Genomic DNA, 18,196 nt, shown 5'->3' with positions numbered 1-18,196 from the left:
TAATGGACAAACACAAAAAAGGTGGCACCTCAAAGGGGAAAATTAATCTGCAGCGGGAAAACGGCTTTACGTTGATGGAAATGCTGGTGGTTTTAGTTGTGATTGGATTGATTGCTGCAGTAGCAATTCCGCAAATCACAAATCTGCTAGGAAGCGCGAAATCAAAAGCTGTCAAAATTCAATTGGACACACTATCGGCGAGCTTGCGCTATTTTGAGTTGGACACCGGCGCGTTCCCTACGACCGAACAAGGTATACAAGTGTTGTGGAGCATGACCAATCCTGATCCGGCGTGGAATGGCCCTTATGTTCGTCAGGAGCGACAGCTGAAAGACCCGTGGGGCTTTGACTTCATCTACCGCTCGCCCGCTGAAGGGCAGCCCTTTGAACTGATCACCTATGGCGCCGATAACAAGGAAGGAGGCACTGGCGAGAATGCTGATCATGTCGCAATTCCTTAAAGCCGATCAATATACCGAAAAGACGGACGGCGAGTATGGCTTTACCTTGGTCGAACTCCTGGTTGTGCTGGCGATTATGTCGCTTGCGGCAGTGCTGTTTGTTGGTGCTAGTGGCAGTAGCACCGGCGCGACCGCAAAAGGCGATCTTGCGAAATTGGAAAGCGCGATAGCTTCTGCGCGACAGCAAGCAATTTCGTCTGCCGCAGTCCAGGAAGTGATCGTTGCCGACTACGCCCTCGACCTGCGTCCGACTATTGGGGGCGCTTCTAAGAGCTTGATCTTTCATGCGGATGGATCGAGCAATGGCGGTGTTATATTACAAGCCGAGACACAGCTATTCACAGTCCGCTGGATCGATGGGCGCATCACCCAATGAAAATGCAATCTGAAAACGGCTTTACACTCATTGAGGTGCTTGTTGCGCTAATTGTCACATCCTTTTTGGTCACGATCCTTATGGATGGAGCGGTGACTGCAAAGTCTAGGCAGGTAACCCAGATATTGCATGGCCAAGCCCTCGCCATAGCGAAATCTCACATTGACGATCTACGTGATATATCTGGAGTTCCCTCGCGGCTCGATGGAACTGAGAATCATTTGACTTGGCAGTTACAGGAAACGGAAATTGCCCGTGATCCGAGAGGGGCCTTCGTGCTAGTTGAAGTCAGTATAAGCGCTGGGAATCAAGATAAACCAGCGCTAGTCACGCTGCAAAAACGCTATCTCAAAAATTTGACTTTGCAATGAATGAAAAAGGCTTCACTCTTGTTGAAACGCTTGTGGCACTCGTTGTAGGTGGCCTGCTGCTTGGGTCTATAAGTTGGGTAATCGCAGGATTAAGCAATGATTTGAAGGTGACAGAACAGTCTGATCGAGACTTTCAAACATCGATAGTCGCTAACTTGCTTGATGATCTCCTTGCGGACGGGCGCTTTTCAGATGCGTCGTCCAGACCGCTTTTACGCTCTCCCCGAATTCTAGAGTTTCAAATGCGCGCGCCCCTTTCAATTGGCCAGAGCGGGTATATCGATGCGCGGCTAGTAGTGGAGCGGGACGCGCAAGGAGAAAGTCTGAAATTGGATTTTCCGGGGCAGGAAATATCGGAAACCGTTCTTTTGTCGGAGATGGAAGAGATAGTATTCCATTACGCAGTGGATCAAAGCGCGAATGTGGAACTCATATTTCTAAAGAAAATCGAAATAGCAGTTGATGATTCTAGTGGGTCTGAGCCGCAAATCATAGTCGTTCATCCCCATGTAAATGCTCTTGGCGCTTGCGTGTTTGATCTTATTTCTCAGCAGTGCCGAACATGAAGGGCAAAGCCGCAATAGCCGGTCAAGCGGTCTTTGCTTTCTGGGCCTGGTGGAGCGATCAACTGTGTTCAATCCTTCCTGAACGTTGGAGAGGAGGAGCAACTGAGCGAAACAGGTTGGATCTGTTTATATTGCCTGAGGAAACCCTCGTAGAGTCAGTGGATAACGGCTCCGGTCGAAAATTGCGCGAAGCATATGCGTTAGAAAATCTTCCTGCCGAGAGCTGGAAGCAAGTCGCGGCGTTATCAGATGTTCGGAAAGCCCGTTTGTTCCTGGGTGAACACGACTTACTGGTGGTTCCGGTTAAACTCCCTCGCGTGGGGGGCGGGCAGATTCGTTCCGCGCTAGAGTTGCAATTGCCAAGCTTGGTGCCGTTGGATCCGTATTTGCTCGAGTGGGATTTTATCGAGCTGAGCCGCGACGCTGCTCATATTCAACTGGTGCTGGTGATGGCAAAATGCGCGCGGCTAGATGTCCTTGAAAGCCTGTTCGCACAGCATGATCTTATGCCGCCTGCCTTTTGCGTGCGCCTCGAAGGCAAAGTACTAACCCTTCGGAGACCGCTAGAGATATCGCACAAGCCGTTAGAAGAGCGCAAAATGCAATTTGCGATCCTGATCGCGGCGATGCTGGCCATGATACCGGCGCTGACCATAGGTGGCGCCAAGATGATGACTTCGATAGAAAACGACCGTGCTGAAAGTTTAAGACAAGAACTTGCGCCCCGCTTTGCCGTCGAAAAAACCATTGCCCGGGAAGAAATGATCCGGCGCGCCGCCTCTCCTCTGTTGAATATGCCAAGTGCAAGCAACAGGTTGGAGAGTCTTGCACGAAGTCTCCCAGAAACGGATTGGACTGTTTCTGCTGCCCAGCAACCAGATGGGAGCTTTGAGTTTGTGGCCGACATGCGGGACCGCGAAAAAGCGGAATCAGCGCTTAAGCAAATACCAATTCTATCGCGGCTAGAGCTGGCAGAAGAATTGGAAAGCGAAAGTCTGCGCTCTCGTATTCGTTACAGGACATCGCGATGATGGCATTCATTTCTCAATTCTCGCCGCTCACGCAGAGGTTATTCGCGCTTGGCTTCTTGATGCTCGCGCTCCTTTTAGTGTGGACGATGATCCTCTCACCCATTGTGGCACAAATGGAAAGCAGTCTCACTGAATTGGAAGATGTCCGTTTTCAGCGTGTACGGTTAGAAAAATTGCAAGCGCGGCCAGAACCAGAAAGGGCAGAGGTATTGCCTGCGGATGTTATCTTTGGCTCAAAAACCCGGGAAGAGGCGGCTGCTGGATTTGAAGCCATTATATCTGGTTTAGCAATCCAAAATGGGCTTCAGGTTGCCAGTATTACCGCTCGCCCGGGTCAAAAAGGGGATAAAATGCTGGCATTTGATCTGGCGCTGATCGGTGAAGAGGTTTCAGTGGCTCGGTTCATCAATCAAGCAGAACTTGGGTCGCCGATGATCCGGTTTCGCAGCTGGCAGATTACCGCGGGTGACGCGGGTGACCCGAATGTTCAATTTTCAGGACAGGCCGTGGGTGCCTGGATTAAGCTATGACAGCTCAGATAAAGTCCGAGTGGATTTGGTTAGCATCCATTGCTGTATCGATGATCGTCGTGCCATGGTGGTTGCTCACAGGCGAGCCGGACCACATATCTGAGCCGCAACCCCTTTTGATTACTCAGGTGCAAATCCAAGAGATCGGTGCGGTCGATACATTTTTAGCAAAACCAATATTCAATGCAGAACGCGCGCCCCTAGCCTTTGCTGACGAAGTGATTGGACAAGAACCACAAGAAATCGAGATCGCTCAACCAGTCAGTCCAATTCCTACGCTGGTAGGCTTAGTATCGAAAAGGCGCGGCAAAGCCGTTGCAATTGTGAAAACACATGACGGTGAAACCAAAACCTTAAGCGCAGGCGATAGCAGTGATGGCTGGCGGCTCATCAAGGTTGGAAAAAATGACGCGACATTTGCGAACGCAGGTCAGCAGAGGACCATTGACCTCTACTATGGCAACAAAGCCATCGGAGGTCCCTCCAACTCGCCTGTTGCCGTATCAAATATTCAAGACAATTTTATATCAGATGGAGAGCCGAATTGATTTTTTATAAATATAGTGGCGATCAATCAAAAGTCATCCGGAAGGGGTATGCTCTAAGGTTGAGCGCGGCCCTGCTGTGCACAATTGTCGCAGTCGGGCCAGCGGTCGCGCAAACGCCAAAAAGTACGCGCATACAATATGACGAAACCAATGGTTACTCATTGGCTTTTGTCGAAGCGGACGTAAAACGAGTGGTTGAAGCTGTAATGGGTTCGATGCTGAGGGTAAGTTATTCGGTTGACGGCGATGTTTCTGGCAACATTACCTTACGTACTGTCAAGCCTGTAACGGAAGCATCTTTAATACCGCTGCTGGAAGAGGCCCTTACCAGCATTGATGCCGTGATAATCAAACAGGGCGACACATATCGGGTAGTGAACCGTTCAAAAGCAAGAAGCGTGGCACCTATAGATACATCTCGCATTACTTCGGCAGGCAATCTTCCGATTGATGCTTCGATCGAACAGCCAAGGCGCTTCGCACCTTCGGCGCCCGGCTTTACGACTGAAGTAGTCACTTTACTATATGGCAGCGCTGACGAAATCGCAAAACTCATCGAGGGGTTTTTAGGTGGCAAGATTGTTGAACCCTCCAATGATGGACGTAATCAGCTTTTGATCGCAGGGAGTGCCAGCGAACGCGATGCCGCAAAAAAACTCGTATCACGTTTTGATGTCGATACCTTGGCGGAGATGAATTTTGAAATCTATAGGCTCGAAAACGTTGATGCTGATACGGTTGTTGCAGAGCTCGACAAGATTTTCGAGCCGCCTTTTGACATTATCGGCTCGCGTATAAGGCTGGTTCCGTTACCGCGCTTGCGTTCTGTATTAGGAATTGCCAGCAGCCGCACTGACCTAACACGCATCGAGCCTTGGATCAGACGGCTTGATGCTGGTGGATCGGGGAAGCGGAAACTCTATAGTTATGCAGTACAGAATAGTCGTGCTGCCGAAATCGCAGCTTCGTTGCAACTTGTTCTCGGAAGTGGTGGAGGGAGCACCGGGCCGAGCCCTGAAACGTCGACGGTAAATGTGGGTGGTTCAGGAGGCGCTACGCAAGGCGAGGGTGAACAAGATCAAAATGCGTCGGTCAGTCAAAGTACGTCCGCCTTCTCCTCTCGCGGATTACGGATCGTTCCGAATGCCCATAACAATAGCTTGCTGATCTACGCGAATGGCGAAGAATATGGTTTTCTACGTGATGCTTTGGAAAAGCTTGATCAACCGGTAGCGCAAGTTCTTATTGAAGCGACGTTGGCCGAAGTTACCCTTTCCGACGATCTTCGTTTCGGCGTGGACTTTTCAGTTTTTCGCTCAGGCTCAAATGGTTCCAATACAATCACGAGCAGCGGAACGACTGGCGGTACTCCATCTCCTAGCTTTCCCGGGTTTTCTGTATCTGTGATCGGATCAACCGCATCTGCTGTACTCAATACACTGCAATCGAAAACAAATGTACGGGTTTTATCGGCACCGAAAATTTTGACGCTAAACAATGAGCCAGCCACGCTACAGGTCGGCGATCAGGTGCCCATAGTGACCCAACAATCACAAGGCGTTGTATCGCCCGGCGCGCCTATCATCAACAACATCGAGCTACGCGATACCGGAGTGATCTTGCAGGTCACACCGAGGGTCAATGACAGCGGGACAATTATCCTCGACATCTCCCAGGAGGTCAGCGACGTCGCCGAAACATCGACATCTGGTATTAACTCTCCGACGATTCAGCAGCGCCGCCTTGCCAGTACCGTCGCCACACGCTCGGGGCAAATGATCGCCTTGGGCGGACTAATCCGCAATCGCCAGACGCGAATCAAATCTGGCATTCCGTTGCTTAGCCAGATACCCGTCATTGGCGGTTTGTTTGGGCGAAAGGTAGATACCGGGTCGCGTACGGAATTGATCATCTTGATCACACCGACTGTGATCCGCTCACCGGAGGAAACAAAGGATATTGTAGAAGCGTTGATTGATGGCCTAGACCTGACTAGGCCGTTGGTTGATCAAGCGGTAGCTGGAGAAGTTGGTGCACGGCTTCCCAGACCATAGAAATACCGAGCTATCAAAACGGCAGCTTTACATAAAGTCCGGCGAGCGTGGTTATATATTGATCACTGCGGTTTGGATGCTGTTGCTAGGGGCCTCGATTGTCGCGGTCATCATGATCCACAACCTTCGAAAATCCGAGGAACTGTCGTTTGAAAGAGAGCAGATCCAAATCAAATATGCCCAGGAAAGCGCGCTTGAAACCGTGGTAGCGGATTTGTTGTTCAACGGTCCGCGGAGCGAGTTGGCGCGTCTGCCGACCGAGACCAGTTACACGATTAACGGCATCGCAATGCAGGTGCGTGTCAGTAGTGAAAGCGGGAAAATTGACGTCAATCAGGCCGACCCGGCTTTGATGGAAAGAGCGCTGAGAGGTTTTGGTATATCCGGGTCTCAGCGGCAGAAATTTTTGGCAATTGTAGCAGGCGAGCGAAGCGCGAACCGATTGTTCCAGTCTCCTGCCGATGTGGCAGCCTTAATGCATCAAGTCGGTATAGCGGTCGGTAGCGGGTTCTGTCCGCATAAATATTTTACGACCTTTTCAGGCCTTGGTCAGCCCATCCAAGGCCAAATGGACCCTGATCTCGCCAAGGCCATGGGCCAACCAAACTTGCCAACCGAAGCTCAGGCTAGGCCGGGAACAGCATTGCGGCTTGCGATACAGGCAGACCGGGCATCGCCGCTGATCGCTATCATTCGGATCAGTGGGCTAATTGGTCGTTCTCATAGCGTGCTGGACTGGTCAGATCGAGGAGGGTGTGAAGTTTAATGAAGCAACAACGTTCACTGAGGTTAATAGGACTGAAAAAGAACATGAAGAAATTGCTGCTGACAATATACGAAAGGAAGCAAAAATGAGACGATTAAGATATGGCATAGGTCTGGTAGCGCTATTCGCGATTTCTATAGGCGGATCTGAGGAAGCAGGCGCTGTTTATACATCCAACACCAGTTCCAAGATAACCCAAATACTGACATATGCTGGCACGAATTTAATTCTGATTGAATTGGAGAATCAATCCATATGGAGCGCTCATCCGTGCAGCGCTTCTTTCTTCGCGATTGATTCAACATTGCCGTCAGACCAGATAGACCGAATGTACTCACGAGCAATGCTGGCCTTTGCATCGGGCACCCCGATCAATATCGGTTTCGATGGCAATGGAAGTTGCGCTGACGGATACATTCGAATACATCGGATTGGCTAGGTTGCTAATCACCATCATTGGATGCGGTAGAAAAAGAGATCAATTCGATGGCAAAATATATCATCCCAATCACTGCTTTTTTGCCTTCATTCTAGCCTCAGCGCATGCCGCCATAGTCGGCTCAACTACTAACAAGGTTACAATCACCGGATTATTTTCCTACTCGGATTATGGTGGTGGCGATGTGATTATTACCACTGATAGTGATATTTCCGGTTGTGAAGCAGGCTATTGGCTGCGGCCGACCGATGATGGTTTTGAACAAAACTTCGCCATCGCAATGAGTGCCAGTCTCGCGAACCGGCCCGTTATTGTGATGGCGCATAACGATCAGCTCTGGAGTGGCTCAGCAGGAAAATATTGTCGCCTGGACCTGATCGCCTTTTGATGGTGGATTGGCGGGAAACATCGGGAGACGTCTGCGGTTGTTCTAGCGTCAACGAACCAGTGGATTACCTCACCACCAGATATTTGGAGCCACGGATACTGTTATAACTGACCCCGTCATGCAAAGTGCAGCCGTCAGAGTAACCAGAGACTTTCTTGCCGGTGGAGTAGGCTGTCAAAAGCAATGCAAAGGCTTTGTCATAATTTGAATCTGTTGCCAGCAACATTACACCAGCAGCAGTGTCGCAGTTATTGGGGTTTGGCCAACCGTCTGCATAGATAATGAACCCATTTTGCTGAAACGAAACATGAGTGATAATCTGGGGTGGTTGCAGCACACCACCGGCATTCGCTGCTGAAGAAAGACCAATGCTAGTCAACAACATCAAAATGAACATCCTAAAAAATTTCATATTGCTGATCCCCTGTATAGATGTCGCTGCTATCCGTTGTTGTAACGCTGTACTGATAGTTATCGTCGCCAGTCCCTTTTGGCAAGCAGCCATCCTAACAGCCAATTTCATTCGAGCCAAACGGCGGGATTGCTGCACGCAGACCTCATCGTGGCTTTGATATATTCGGTATAGCGCCGGTGTGCATCGGCGAAGGTCGCGCGCAACCCGTCTTCATGGCTGGGCATAATGATGATATGAACATGGTTGGGCATCAGGCAATAGCGCCAGATATCCGACCCCGCCTTCCCCGCGGCCTCGCTCAGCAAATATTTGTAGAGCGCATAGTCGTCATCGTGGAAGAATGTTGGCAGGCGACGGTTGCCTCTCTGGGTCACATGACGGGGAAGCCGAGCCATCACTTAAGACTAGTCAGCAGCTGCCGTGCGGTAAATGGGAAGGACTTGTCAGTAACGGCCAACAACCAACATGGCCTGCGCTATTTGGGGATTAAGTAAACTGTCACCGTAATCGTTGTTCAAACTTTCCAAGTGCCTTTCCTGAGTTTGCCGCAGGATCGGGAGAAACAAAAAGCTATGGGCTTGGGTGTAGGACACTGTTTTTGGGAGGTGAAATTGGGGATTGTTGCACCTGTTACCGTGGTCCGACTGAAAGCCTGATTATTTCCAGATTATATTGCTTCGCATATGCGAATGCTTGTTGTTGAAATAGCAAACAGTCTTCACTCGTTATTACATCACTTGTGCCTTCAATCACGCTATATCCGTTCAAATTGAGGTAGTTTTCTCTTTTGTCTAGGTCCATTTCATCTAATCCAGGAAACGACAAAGAATAGTCATCTATGCCAAGGAATTTCTTGTTTCCTAATTCCCAATTCGATTGGGCCTCATTCGCAGGAATTTTGTTTTCAATCTGCGGCAAAAAAGCAGTACAATCGATTGAATCTTCACCAAGACCATCGGATGGAGGTGCCTGCGTGCATGAAAAAAGAAAGAATCCGACAACAATTATACTTTTTTGCATTTTACTCGCCTATCGGTTTTCTGGGTTTCTGTGATCGGTTCTTAAGGGTTCTCTCAACTCTTCTCTAATTGGGTTTTCGTTTTCGTTGATGTTTCTCGTCTCGTCTCTTACTTTCATAATTGCGTGCCCAAATTCATGACCGACCACAGCCGCATCACTTGGCGTCTCAACACCTTTTTCTGTGTTGGCGCGAAGCGTTCTACTGGGGTCGATAATTGTCTCGCCGTTAGCCGGGTTGCCGCTCACGATCCCTGTTTCGGGAGATATTGTTAACGTTTCCGTCTCTGGACTTTTCAAAGCTGCCGCTTTCATTTCGGCCCCTCGCGTTGTCGCAAAAACAATTTTTACTGCCTGTTCGTATCGTTTCCGATCTGCACGCGTCCCTCCTCTTATTGTAACCGGACCAACTTTAGTTTGAGTTGATGCTTCCACTTGCCTTTGAATTTTTGCGAATTCCTTAAGAGCCATATCTACGCCTTTTGCCATCTGCCTCCCATCCGGATCCACCGCATTCATCGGATCATTCCCGACATAAGCATAGAGATTAAACTGATCCTCATACCCAATAGGATCAGTCTGCAGGAACCTTCCCAGATAAGGCGAGTAAGCCCGCGCTTTATAGTGATAGATACCAAGCTCAGGGATCATGATCTGGCCGGTATACTGGAACCGTCCCAGATTGGTCTCATTTGGGATGCCATAAGCATCATAGCCATTGGCCTGCACCATCGCACCTGCGGAGTCTTGCACCGCAATAATGCTACCTTGCCAATTGGCCTGCAGATGGCGGCGTGTAGCGGCACCGACGGTGGCGCCATTATACCAGATGATCGGATCATCAACACCGCTGCCATGGACGTAGCGGTGTCTTAAGACACCTGAATCGTCATATTCCGCGACTAGCGCATCGCCGTCATAAAGAAATGTTGTGGTAGTCGCAGCGCTATTTCCGATCGTCCGGAACAGTCGACCATTAGGATCATACACCATCGTTGCTGTCTTATCGCCCGAGGCTCCTATCAAGCGGTTTTCCACATCATAGGTAAAGTCGACATCGCCATCGGTGGTCAGATTGCCGTTTTCGTCATAACCAAAACCGGCTCCCGTAGAGGTGGCGGTATATTGGTTAAGGCCATTGATGGTGTAGCCACGATCAATATTGTAATGGGCGGTCGAGACATATAGACTATTACTAAGGGTGCGACTTTTGATCTGGCTGGCTGGATTATAGGTAAAATCAAAGGTCACGTCATTGATGGTACCAGCAAGATTACGGACCATCTGATCCAAACGTCCTGCGGTGTCATAATCATAACTGCTGCTGGCGACGGTGCCGCCCGCGTCTTGCTCGCCATTCCTACGACCATTTTGATCATAACTGTATGTTTTAAGCGTCGTAGATCCTTTTTCCTTGACCGCAATCAACCGATTTAGGTCGTCATAGTCATAGGTGAAATAGTTGGCGCTAGAATCTGGATGAGCGATGCGGGTGCGATTGCCGTTGGCATCATATTGATAGCTTAGCGTCCGGCTGGTTCCGCCCATATTGATGCTTGAGCTAATAGGTCGGCCAAAATCATCATAAGCAGTGGTAATGCCCTGTCCGGTCGTGCTTGCAAAGCGCGCATACATCTGAAGATCGCGGCGATCATAGCCATAATAGACATCGGCTGTGCTGCTGCCAGGAATATTTTTGAGAGTCATACGATTTAAGCGGTCATAAGTATAGTTTATGATGTTGGCATCGCGCTTGCGCAGCGTCAGGCGATTGTTGTTCTTGTCATAGGTGTAGGCTTCATAGTCGGAGCTGCTAACGGCACCCGCGCTGGCCAATGCTGTGACCGGAGTTGCATCATTATAAGCCGTTGGAGCGGTTGTGGACGGAAAGGACCAGCGGGAGAGACGGTCGAAGCCATCATAAATCTGCTCCGCCTTGTTGCCATTGGCGTCGATTACAAGCTGCTGCTTGCCGTTGTCACTATAACTATAGGTCACTTCCCCTTGTTCTAGCGGCGTGCCCACTGCGCGACGTATCTGCAGCACTTGCCCGGCGGCATCATAGACATTTTGGGTAATCCGATCTGGGCCGTCTGCACCCGGTGTATCATGGATACAAGCATCGGTTGGTAGGCTGTTAAATTGGGCAGGGTTCATGCGGACTGCAGTGCAGACCAATCGATCGTTATCGTCATAACTATATTGCGTCACACTGTTGATCGTCCAAGCGGATGACCCGGTGTTTCGGCCCGAAACCGTCAGCCTAGTTTTGTTGCCGACAGGGTCATAGGCGAATTCGGTTTTCTGCAGTATGGTCATCGCGTTGAACTCAGCGCGAGAAACGCCGGTTGCGGTGCCCGTCTCCGTTCGGATCAATTGCCCATCTGCATCATAAACATAGCGGGTAGCGGGACGGAGAAGCGGGGCCGATTCATCAGGATCAGGAGCGACCGAACCAACCAGGCGCGTCGCGTCCCAGTAATAGCTGGTTTCAAAGGCACCGCCGGTTTGCGCCGAAACTGAATTGGGTTGTACCAGAAAGCCGATGGCCAATCCGAAAAATGCCGCCGTGGTCAATCCATGTCCGGTCCTCGTTTTATAAACAAATTTTTGCGTTTGTTGCTTCGTGGCTCCGGTTGCTGAACTGATTATTGGCATGGCAAGCCTCCTGGAGGACACTCATCGATAGGCGGTGGAGTAGGAGTAGGAGTAGGAGTAGGAGTTGCCGATCCGGAAGGGCAAGCCGTCAAGCCGGCATTCGGTTCGGTTACACTCACTGGATTTCCGCCGGCATCAAATTGGTAACAGGTCCTCAGTGATTGGCCGTTGCCATCAACGATTTTGGATCTGAGGACATATTTGTTGCTCGTATCATATTCGAACCTTGTGGTCACCGAGCGGCTGGCATCAATCTTCTCGACTATGCTAGCTGGCAGATAAAATGTCGTACCGTCTACGCCAGTGAAGCTGGAATAGGTATAAGTCGTTTCCGGACATTCGTTGGCTGTGATGCCACAAGTTCCGTTACTAGTTAGACCTGACTTTTTAGTCAAAATGCCGCCATGGACGGAGGACCATGTCATGTCGACCCGATTGCCATTCGGGTCTATTATATATGCGGGCTTGTTACAGGTCAGTTGAGTGACACATTCCGTGACCGTTGGAGCTTCTAGATAGGCCCATTGCGTAACCAAATCTGCCAGTCCGGATCCTGGCTTTGCGATTATACGCTCTTCGATTTTATTGCCACGAAGATCGTATTTCGAGGTGACGGTTACGCCCTCCGGATTGGTCGAGCTTAATTGTTGGCCAGTGTTAGTAAAAGACGACTTTGTCACCCTATTCAATGGATCTGAGGATTGAATGATTTTGCCGAACTGATTCCCGACAATTTCGCTTTTGTTGCCCAATGGATCGACCAAATCTCCGAATTTGGTAGCTTCACCGAAGAGCGAGGCAGCATAAAGCTCTGAACGACGACCCAGAGCATCTTCAGAATATTCTACACGACCCAGATCATTATATTTTATTTTCAGGTCCGGTAAGCCAGTGTTGGTTTCTGTCCGGATCGTTTCAAGACCGAACATATGGCTGGTAGATGGATCGTATGCATCATAAGTAAATTCCTGCCGGACCTTTCTAGCCGTCAACACCTTATCGAGGGAAACGGTGGGATATGGCACGTTCGTGGGCGGAGCTAGGCCAAGATAGCCGGTCAGCAAGCCTGATTGATAACCAGCAAATTTGCCATCATCCGTTAGCCAGTATTGCCCAATTCCGTTCTGGTCTATCTCATCCTGAATCTCCGGGGGGAACGGATATATGGGCTTGGACAAAGTGCGACCCAAGCTATTCTTAATTTCGGTAATTGTTCCGCCCTGCTGCCAATTGGTGTTTCCGCTAGAAAGGTCTGTTGCAGAAGGAGGAACCGTCGCTGTGAGAGTAAAAGTTACTTTAGGGTCTCCAGCCTTTTGCCAAGATGTTGCCTTGAATCGATTCGCCTCGACATTTGATCCGATAAATGTTGCGCCCGAGGGGGCATCAGGCGACGTGCCGCCGAAACCTCCAAATGCAATACCGCCTTTCGTAGGGGTTTTTCCGCCGAACTGTTGGTAGGTTGTCGTCGCGCCATCAGAACCAATGTGCTGGAATCCTATGCCACCGAAATCATAAAAATTTAAATCAAGCCACGCATCTTTCAAAGGTTCTGGCCCAGTCTTTATCAGTTGTTCCGATGACCAAGGTTCCGCCAAATAGCTGATACCGTCAGCCGCTTTCAAAAATAAGGATGAACTGTCACCTTGGCTCACTCGAACCGCATTTAACTCCAGTTGATCCGAGAGTGCCTCTGCACCAAGCGCTAGCGCCAACTGGCTACCAATGGAGGGGGCAGTCGAGCGCGCCAAGTGAGACAGGCCAAGTACAGCTGAAATTCTGGGTGCGGCGTCCAGTGCGCTAAGTGATCCAAAAGCGCGATCAATGTCGGAAGTTATTTCTGCTTCCCAGTTCCAGTTCGTTCGCCAGCCCGGGGCTGAATACATGCTATCAGTGCTCGGTTCCGCATAAATCCAATAGTTGGTGATTCCAAGCATTCCGCCACCAATATCCTTGCGGATGCAGGCCTCAGGGCCGTGAGAATCGCTAGAATAGCTACGTTTGATGCTCAAGCTATGAGGAAATTCGCCGGAACCAGCAGTGATGTCGGCAGGAAAGCTGATATTGACTCGACCTGTAGTAGCATCGAGATCAGGCGTAAATAGCGCGACACGTTTTGAAGTTGGTGCTTTTATGGCTTGGTCAACCAATTTCACGGGGTCGAGATTTTGAGAAGAACCCGCTCCCTTGCCCAATAAAAAATCTATTGCGGCAATTCTTGTCATCCCCGCTTTCCAAGCGAAGAAACCAGATCGAGGATCGGAAAAATTGTAACCATTGATGGTTCCGGTCAACGACGCGTTCTGCGGAATAAGGATTGTGTAGCCATTTGCGATATACTGGCCGACAAAATTTTTCAGATCACTGCTGTATCCGGTAAGTTGTGATTCCACTGAATTCCAAGTTGTGGCGTTTGCAATATAAAAACGTCCACCAGACTGTGCTCTGAGTTTAAGTGAATCTCCAGCAGTACCTGATGTCCATAACGCTTCCATCTGCTCAATAGCACTTCCTTCAATAGAAGCGAAAAGGGCTCCGATAGCTCCTGATGCGCCGCGCTCAGCCGTCTTGTCAAAATAGGCGGAGCTCATCGAAATGCCGCTGACAATATTTGTCGATTTCAGCTGACCTGCATAGGCATTGGGAATGTTTGGATCTGAAGGCGGAGTAAAGGCCGAAGTGTCCGCAAAATAGCCAATCGAATGGTGTATCTCAGACCTAATAAAATTGATATCGCTGGCTAAAGCGGTGGCCTGCGAGAATTCGGACGCGAACCGCGAACCATAGGCTGACTGCGCTCTAAACGGATTTGTTGTGCCACAGGCAGGAATGCCTTTGTCCGCTGGACCCCATTTTTCAGCACCTGCAGGCGGGGATATTCGGAGCGGAGCCTTTATTAAATCGGTTGTGAACGCGACAGAAGCAGGGCTTGCTTTCCCCGCCTGTAAAATCAGACTGTATGCTTGCGTACCTCCTTGATTGCCCTTCTTTACATAGATATTTAGTCGCGAGCTCAGTGATTCAAAGTCATCCTGATAGCTTCCATTTGGCGCGCCAGATCCGAGTTCTATATTGGGATATGGGTGGTCCAGAGCTATTTGTATCGGCAGTTCCGGTGCGTTGACATTCCGGGGCACTGTGCCCTGGGCAAGCCGTAACTGCTCAAGCAGCAAGGTGAAACCCGCTACCGGCTTCGTCCCGTCTGAATTATTTGGATAGCTGGCCTCAAGTTCGGCACCGGTTACAAGTGCCAAACGGCGGCCGGCAATTTCGTCTAGATAGACCATTTTCGTAAAAGCACCTGGCACCGCTACAGTTGCTTTTGTTCGAAACTGATCTGGAATATCGCCGGTCCAGGTATATTGTGCGACGGCAGAATATGGCAGTGAGGTGTAACCTTCTACGTTGGGTCGTATTTTTCTACCGCCGGTAAATTGTTCGCGAGTGATGTGCGAGACTTGAGTACTGGAAAGCGTGCGAATCCGATGCTCAGCCGCTTGAGCTTGTGTTTTCATCGACGCTACCAAAGCATTGAAGTTGGGGTTTTCAAGATAATTGGATGAAAGTGACGCGCCTGATTGGACTGCAGCGGTTAAAGTACTTCCACAGTCCGCCCCGCCACATGTTGTTGTAATCAGCGCATTGTCTTGCTGCCATAAATCATGGATTTTGTATGATGGATCATATTGTCTCCCATTTGCTGAAACCCAGACATGGCCGAAAGAAACTGCACTCAAGTTTCCCGAAACGGAAGCGCATCCACTTGGGGATCCGATTGTTGCTGGTATTCCTCCATCCGCTAGGACTTCGCAAGCGGCACGCGCATCAACAGTAAATGAAGAAATCAGATTCGTGGAATCGGCGGAAGTCGGTTTGACCAATCCTGACCAGCGACCAAACTGATCTGCGGTCATTGTCGCTATTCCAACATTGTAGCTCGCTGCAACGTTTCCCTCTCGAAGCAGTTCAATCATCAGATGAGCCTGATCAAAGGGAGTACCCGATTGATCTACAACTGCACCTAGCCCGCCCTTAGACAAACCGAAGCGCATTTCTACATTCACGTTGGATTGAATGTAGCGGTTGACCGCATCTGCATACTCTGACGCGGACAAACGTCCTGCTCCTAAACTTCTGGCCAGCGCCTTTATCTCGTCGGGTCGTTGCGTCCATGCATAAGTGGTTGAAGTATTGATAGTACCATTACCAAAATACTGCCAAGCCGCGGATGGAGTAATAGGCGAGCCGTGCCTCGCTCGAACCGACGGAAGCTCGGCGTTCGCCGTCTCAGGCGTCTGAAGCATTGCAACTGTTGATAGTAACATAGCTTTCAGAATGTGAGAACGAGGCAACAGCGTTTTTGGTTCGTCTATTTGCATTCGTTTCATAGCATTATCCTGCTTTCCAGTATTCAAAATGTGAACTATTCTATTTCTAATTTAGGCAATGCCTTGATGCCCCACTTCTCATTTATAGAGCCAAATTCGGTCGACCTTCATGTATCCGCCAACCGTCTGGCGCATTTGTATTCCGACCGTTTTGTCGGCTGCCAATGCTGTGAGTGCAGTTGAGTAAAAATATTCAGCAAAGATTGGATTCACCGCCGCGTTATAAGACACCGCCGTTCCCTTGGTGACACCGGTATATCCAACCGAAGCGGGCACAGCGATGTCCGCAGCCTGCTCCAAATAGAAAAGCATCATGTTGCCTTCATTTATATAAACGCGGCTGAGTTTTCCGGTATAACTACAATAGGGAGTGCCACTTGATACCGCACAGCTAAAGGATTGTGCATTTGCAATGCTCGACACCGCTCCGAATGCCAAGACCCCCAGTAGAAATTTCAAAACTGTTTTCATGCTAAACTTTCCTCATTTTATCTAGAAATATAAATCGCGCCGCTGTTGGAAAGCGTATTCCAATCGCCGCCGTGCCAGCCAATTGCCGTGCAACTATGGACATAAGCCTGCAATTTTAGCTGCCCCGTGACCGCAGTTAATGCCGTCGACAACAATTCCTTATATTGCGAATGTTCTATGAGGACCCAAATTCCACTTGAGGTAGCACATGGTGTCGCTCCGGGATCACCATAGTCCCCCAAGATCATGAAGCCCTGAGATCGAACGATTTCAATTTTCGTCGGTGCAACATTATTGGTCCAGCCACCCGCTGCATATGCGGTGGCGGACAGAGATAGTAACGCCGCGGAAAGTAGTATTTGGTGGCCTTTACTCATTGTCCGAGCAACACATAATAGGGAGCGGGAGCACCACCATAAGTTGGCATCGTTGCACATTCAGCTTGATCCAGTCCGAGGTAATGAACAGTTAACGGCTTGTTTTCCGTCACCGCACTGCTGGCATGAGAAAACCAAATGTAACAGACTTCAGGTGTGACACCTTTCCATTCTTCCTTCACATTGCAGATTTGGGTCCAGTTATTGCGCCAAGTGCTACGTATCATAACACCTCCATTCACATAGGTTAGTGTGTGCGTGACCGTGCCGCTGCAAAATGCGTTTGCATTAGCGCTTGAAGGCAAAATCAATACCCCGGCCGCTAGCGCAGTCAAAATAGATTTTTTCATTCTAATCTTGCCCCTACTTGTCCGAAAATTAGTAGCTAGATCCGTTGATTGGGATCACAAGAAATCCGTTGATTGGCAGAACAATAATACGACTTGGCCCACCCGGTGCGCCACTACTGCCCGTCACTTCAACCCGCTTCCGGTTTCCGGCTGCATCATATTCGTAAACTTTATCAAGGCCGTCATTCGCTCCTCCGCTAGTAGTCGTACCAATCAGCCGCCCCAGTGCGTCATATTCATAAGTGGTCGTTCCCTGCGCTGAGGCGGGGCTCGCCATGCAGAAGGTTGCCGTAATTAAAGATATGAGGAATGCCATTGTTTTGGAATGTTGCATTATGGAGGTCCTGTCTGGGCTTGGAGCGCGTTATCCTGATGTCGATATATTAAGAATAACGCACCCGCTTTTGCTATAGTCTATCGTTTCGAGTTCGTTGTATTTAATCTCCGCACGGCCTGATGAATTAGCGAACATTAACATCGAGGCCATCGCGTAATAATGGCCAGCTGTTGAACTGATGCCGGCCAAGATAGGTCTGCCTGGGTGCGGGGCCGGAAGATCTTTCAAACATCCGCTGAGACCATGATTTGCATGTGCGGCATCAAGATCGATTGGCGCCGCTTTGCCTGAAAATGAGCTATCCCATACTAAAGCGGGCATGTTGAGGCAGGCCAAAAAAGTAACAACCAGAAGCCGGTATGCTATCATCACAACGACCTCGTTTGGTAAGATGCAGCGCCGATCAAGTGATTGAAGTCGCCGGGCGGAGTCGGAGGCTTGAGACGAAAGTTAACTTACTCGGCATAAGCTTTGTGAAATGGTTCGCGGAACCGATCATAGTCGAAAATAGCATGTAGCCCCCTATTGATATACTAAAGCCTGTCTTTTTGGCCTCAACTTGTCAATGCCTGTAAAAAAATTTCGGGGCGCCGATGCTGTGTGCAGCAAAGCCGGAATGATAAGGCTCACAGCACCATATTGCCAAATCAAAGCGT

At 49.7% G+C, this 18,196-nt stretch carries 19 protein-coding genes; 10 read left to right on the top strand and 9 right to left on the bottom strand.

Translation table 11 applies throughout. The features are described 5' to 3' along the window. Positions 1-2: 2 nt before the first annotated feature. The 10 genes from gspG (at position 3) to ABJG22_RS04640 (ending at position 7,530) form a co-directional block, all read left to right on the top strand. Positions 3-461 carry a type II secretion system major pseudopilin GspG gene (gene gspG, locus ABJG22_RS04685; RefSeq protein WP_348019093.1) on the top strand — a complete coding sequence of 153 codons (459 nt, stop codon included), beginning with the start codon at positions 3-5 and terminating at the stop codon, positions 459-461. After that, positions 445-837, top strand: coding sequence for a prepilin-type N-terminal cleavage/methylation domain-containing protein (locus ABJG22_RS04680; protein ID WP_348019092.1), 393 nt, complete (start codon positions 445-447; stop codon positions 835-837). Before gspG ends, ABJG22_RS04680 begins: the two co-directional genes overlap by 17 nt. Next, a complete protein-coding gene (locus ABJG22_RS04675) occupies positions 834-1,208 on the top strand; it encodes a type II secretion system protein (RefSeq protein WP_348019091.1) in 375 nt (124 codons plus the stop codon). Before ABJG22_RS04680 ends, ABJG22_RS04675 begins: the two co-directional genes overlap by 4 nt. After that, the gene (locus ABJG22_RS04670) at positions 1,205-1,774 is read left to right on the top strand and encodes a type II secretion system protein (protein WP_348019090.1); all 570 of its coding nucleotides are present in this window, start codon (positions 1,205-1,207) and stop codon (positions 1,772-1,774) included. The genes ABJG22_RS04675 and ABJG22_RS04670 overlap by 4 nt, the downstream gene beginning before the upstream one ends. Then, positions 1,771-2,805 (top strand): hypothetical protein, encoded by a 1,035-nt coding sequence (locus ABJG22_RS04665; protein WP_348019089.1) that lies wholly within the window; start codon positions 1,771-1,773, stop codon positions 2,803-2,805. The genes ABJG22_RS04670 and ABJG22_RS04665 overlap by 4 nt, the downstream gene beginning before the upstream one ends. Then, the gene (locus tag ABJG22_RS04660; RefSeq protein WP_348019088.1) at positions 2,802-3,335 is read left to right on the top strand and encodes a hypothetical protein; all 534 of its coding nucleotides are present in this window, start codon (positions 2,802-2,804) and stop codon (positions 3,333-3,335) included. The genes ABJG22_RS04665 and ABJG22_RS04660 overlap by 4 nt, the downstream gene beginning before the upstream one ends. Next, complete coding sequence (locus ABJG22_RS04655) at positions 3,332-3,883, top strand: hypothetical protein (protein ID WP_348019087.1); 552 nt, start codon at positions 3,332-3,334, stop codon at positions 3,881-3,883. Before ABJG22_RS04660 ends, ABJG22_RS04655 begins: the two co-directional genes overlap by 4 nt. Then, positions 3,880-5,937 (top strand): type II secretion system secretin GspD, encoded by a 2,058-nt coding sequence (gene gspD / locus ABJG22_RS04650; RefSeq protein WP_348019086.1) that lies wholly within the window; start codon positions 3,880-3,882, stop codon positions 5,935-5,937. The genes ABJG22_RS04655 and gspD overlap by 4 nt, the downstream gene beginning before the upstream one ends. After that, positions 5,915-6,703, top strand: a complete 789-nt coding sequence (locus ABJG22_RS04645; protein ID WP_348019085.1) for a hypothetical protein — start codon at positions 5,915-5,917, stop codon at positions 6,701-6,703. The genes gspD and ABJG22_RS04645 overlap by 23 nt, the downstream gene beginning before the upstream one ends. A gap of 386 nt (positions 6,704-7,089) precedes the next feature. Then, positions 7,090-7,530 carry a hypothetical protein gene (locus ABJG22_RS04640; protein WP_348019084.1) on the top strand — a complete coding sequence of 147 codons (441 nt, stop codon included), beginning with the start codon at positions 7,090-7,092 and terminating at the stop codon, positions 7,528-7,530. Between the two features lie 64 nt (positions 7,531-7,594). Here the strand turns inward: ABJG22_RS04640 and ABJG22_RS04635 are convergent, their stop codons facing one another. The 9 genes from ABJG22_RS04635 to ABJG22_RS04595 all read right to left on the bottom strand — a co-directional run bounded on the left by ABJG22_RS04635 (position 7,595) and on the right by ABJG22_RS04595 (position 17,480). Continuing rightward, a complete protein-coding gene (locus ABJG22_RS04635) occupies positions 7,595-8,080 on the bottom strand; it encodes a hypothetical protein (RefSeq protein WP_348019083.1) in 486 nt (161 codons plus the stop codon). Further along, positions 8,050-8,340: a transposase gene (locus ABJG22_RS04630; protein ID WP_348019082.1), complete on the bottom strand. Its 291-nt coding sequence runs from the start codon at positions 8,338-8,340 to the stop codon at positions 8,050-8,052. Before ABJG22_RS04630 ends, ABJG22_RS04635 begins: the two co-directional genes overlap by 31 nt. 235 nt (positions 8,341-8,575) lie before the next feature. Continuing rightward, the gene (locus tag ABJG22_RS04625; RefSeq protein WP_348019081.1) at positions 8,576-8,965 is read right to left on the bottom strand and encodes a hypothetical protein; all 390 of its coding nucleotides are present in this window, start codon (positions 8,963-8,965) and stop codon (positions 8,576-8,578) included. Positions 8,966-8,974: 9 nt separating this feature from the next. Next, positions 8,975-11,620, bottom strand: coding sequence for an RHS repeat-associated core domain-containing protein (locus ABJG22_RS04620; RefSeq protein ID WP_348019080.1), 2,646 nt, complete (start codon positions 11,618-11,620; stop codon positions 8,975-8,977). Continuing rightward, complete coding sequence (locus tag ABJG22_RS04615; RefSeq protein WP_348019079.1) at positions 11,611-16,032, bottom strand: hypothetical protein; 4,422 nt, start codon at positions 16,030-16,032, stop codon at positions 11,611-11,613. The genes ABJG22_RS04620 and ABJG22_RS04615 overlap by 10 nt, the downstream gene beginning before the upstream one ends. 51 nt (positions 16,033-16,083) lie before the next feature. Next, the gene (locus ABJG22_RS04610; protein WP_348019078.1) at positions 16,084-16,476 is read right to left on the bottom strand and encodes a hypothetical protein; all 393 of its coding nucleotides are present in this window, start codon (positions 16,474-16,476) and stop codon (positions 16,084-16,086) included. 17 nt (positions 16,477-16,493) lie between these two features. Next, positions 16,494-16,853 carry a hypothetical protein gene (locus tag ABJG22_RS04605; RefSeq protein ID WP_348019077.1) on the bottom strand — a complete coding sequence of 120 codons (360 nt, stop codon included), beginning with the start codon at positions 16,851-16,853 and terminating at the stop codon, positions 16,494-16,496. Beyond that, positions 16,850-17,203, bottom strand: a complete 354-nt coding sequence (locus ABJG22_RS04600) for a hypothetical protein (RefSeq protein WP_348019076.1) — start codon at positions 17,201-17,203, stop codon at positions 16,850-16,852. Before ABJG22_RS04600 ends, ABJG22_RS04605 begins: the two co-directional genes overlap by 4 nt. A 28-nt stretch (positions 17,204-17,231) precedes the next feature. Beyond that, positions 17,232-17,480, bottom strand: a complete 249-nt coding sequence (locus ABJG22_RS04595) for a hypothetical protein (RefSeq protein ID WP_348019075.1) — start codon at positions 17,478-17,480, stop codon at positions 17,232-17,234. Between the last annotated feature and the right edge of the window lie 716 nt (positions 17,481-18,196).

This window comes from Parasphingorhabdus sp. (assembly GCF_039939955.1).
In the GTDB taxonomy this organism is placed as follows: Bacteria; Pseudomonadota; Alphaproteobacteria; order Sphingomonadales; family Sphingomonadaceae; genus Parasphingorhabdus.
The sequence above is the reverse complement of the archived record's forward strand: the minus strand, read 5'-3'. Positions and strand labels throughout refer to the sequence as shown.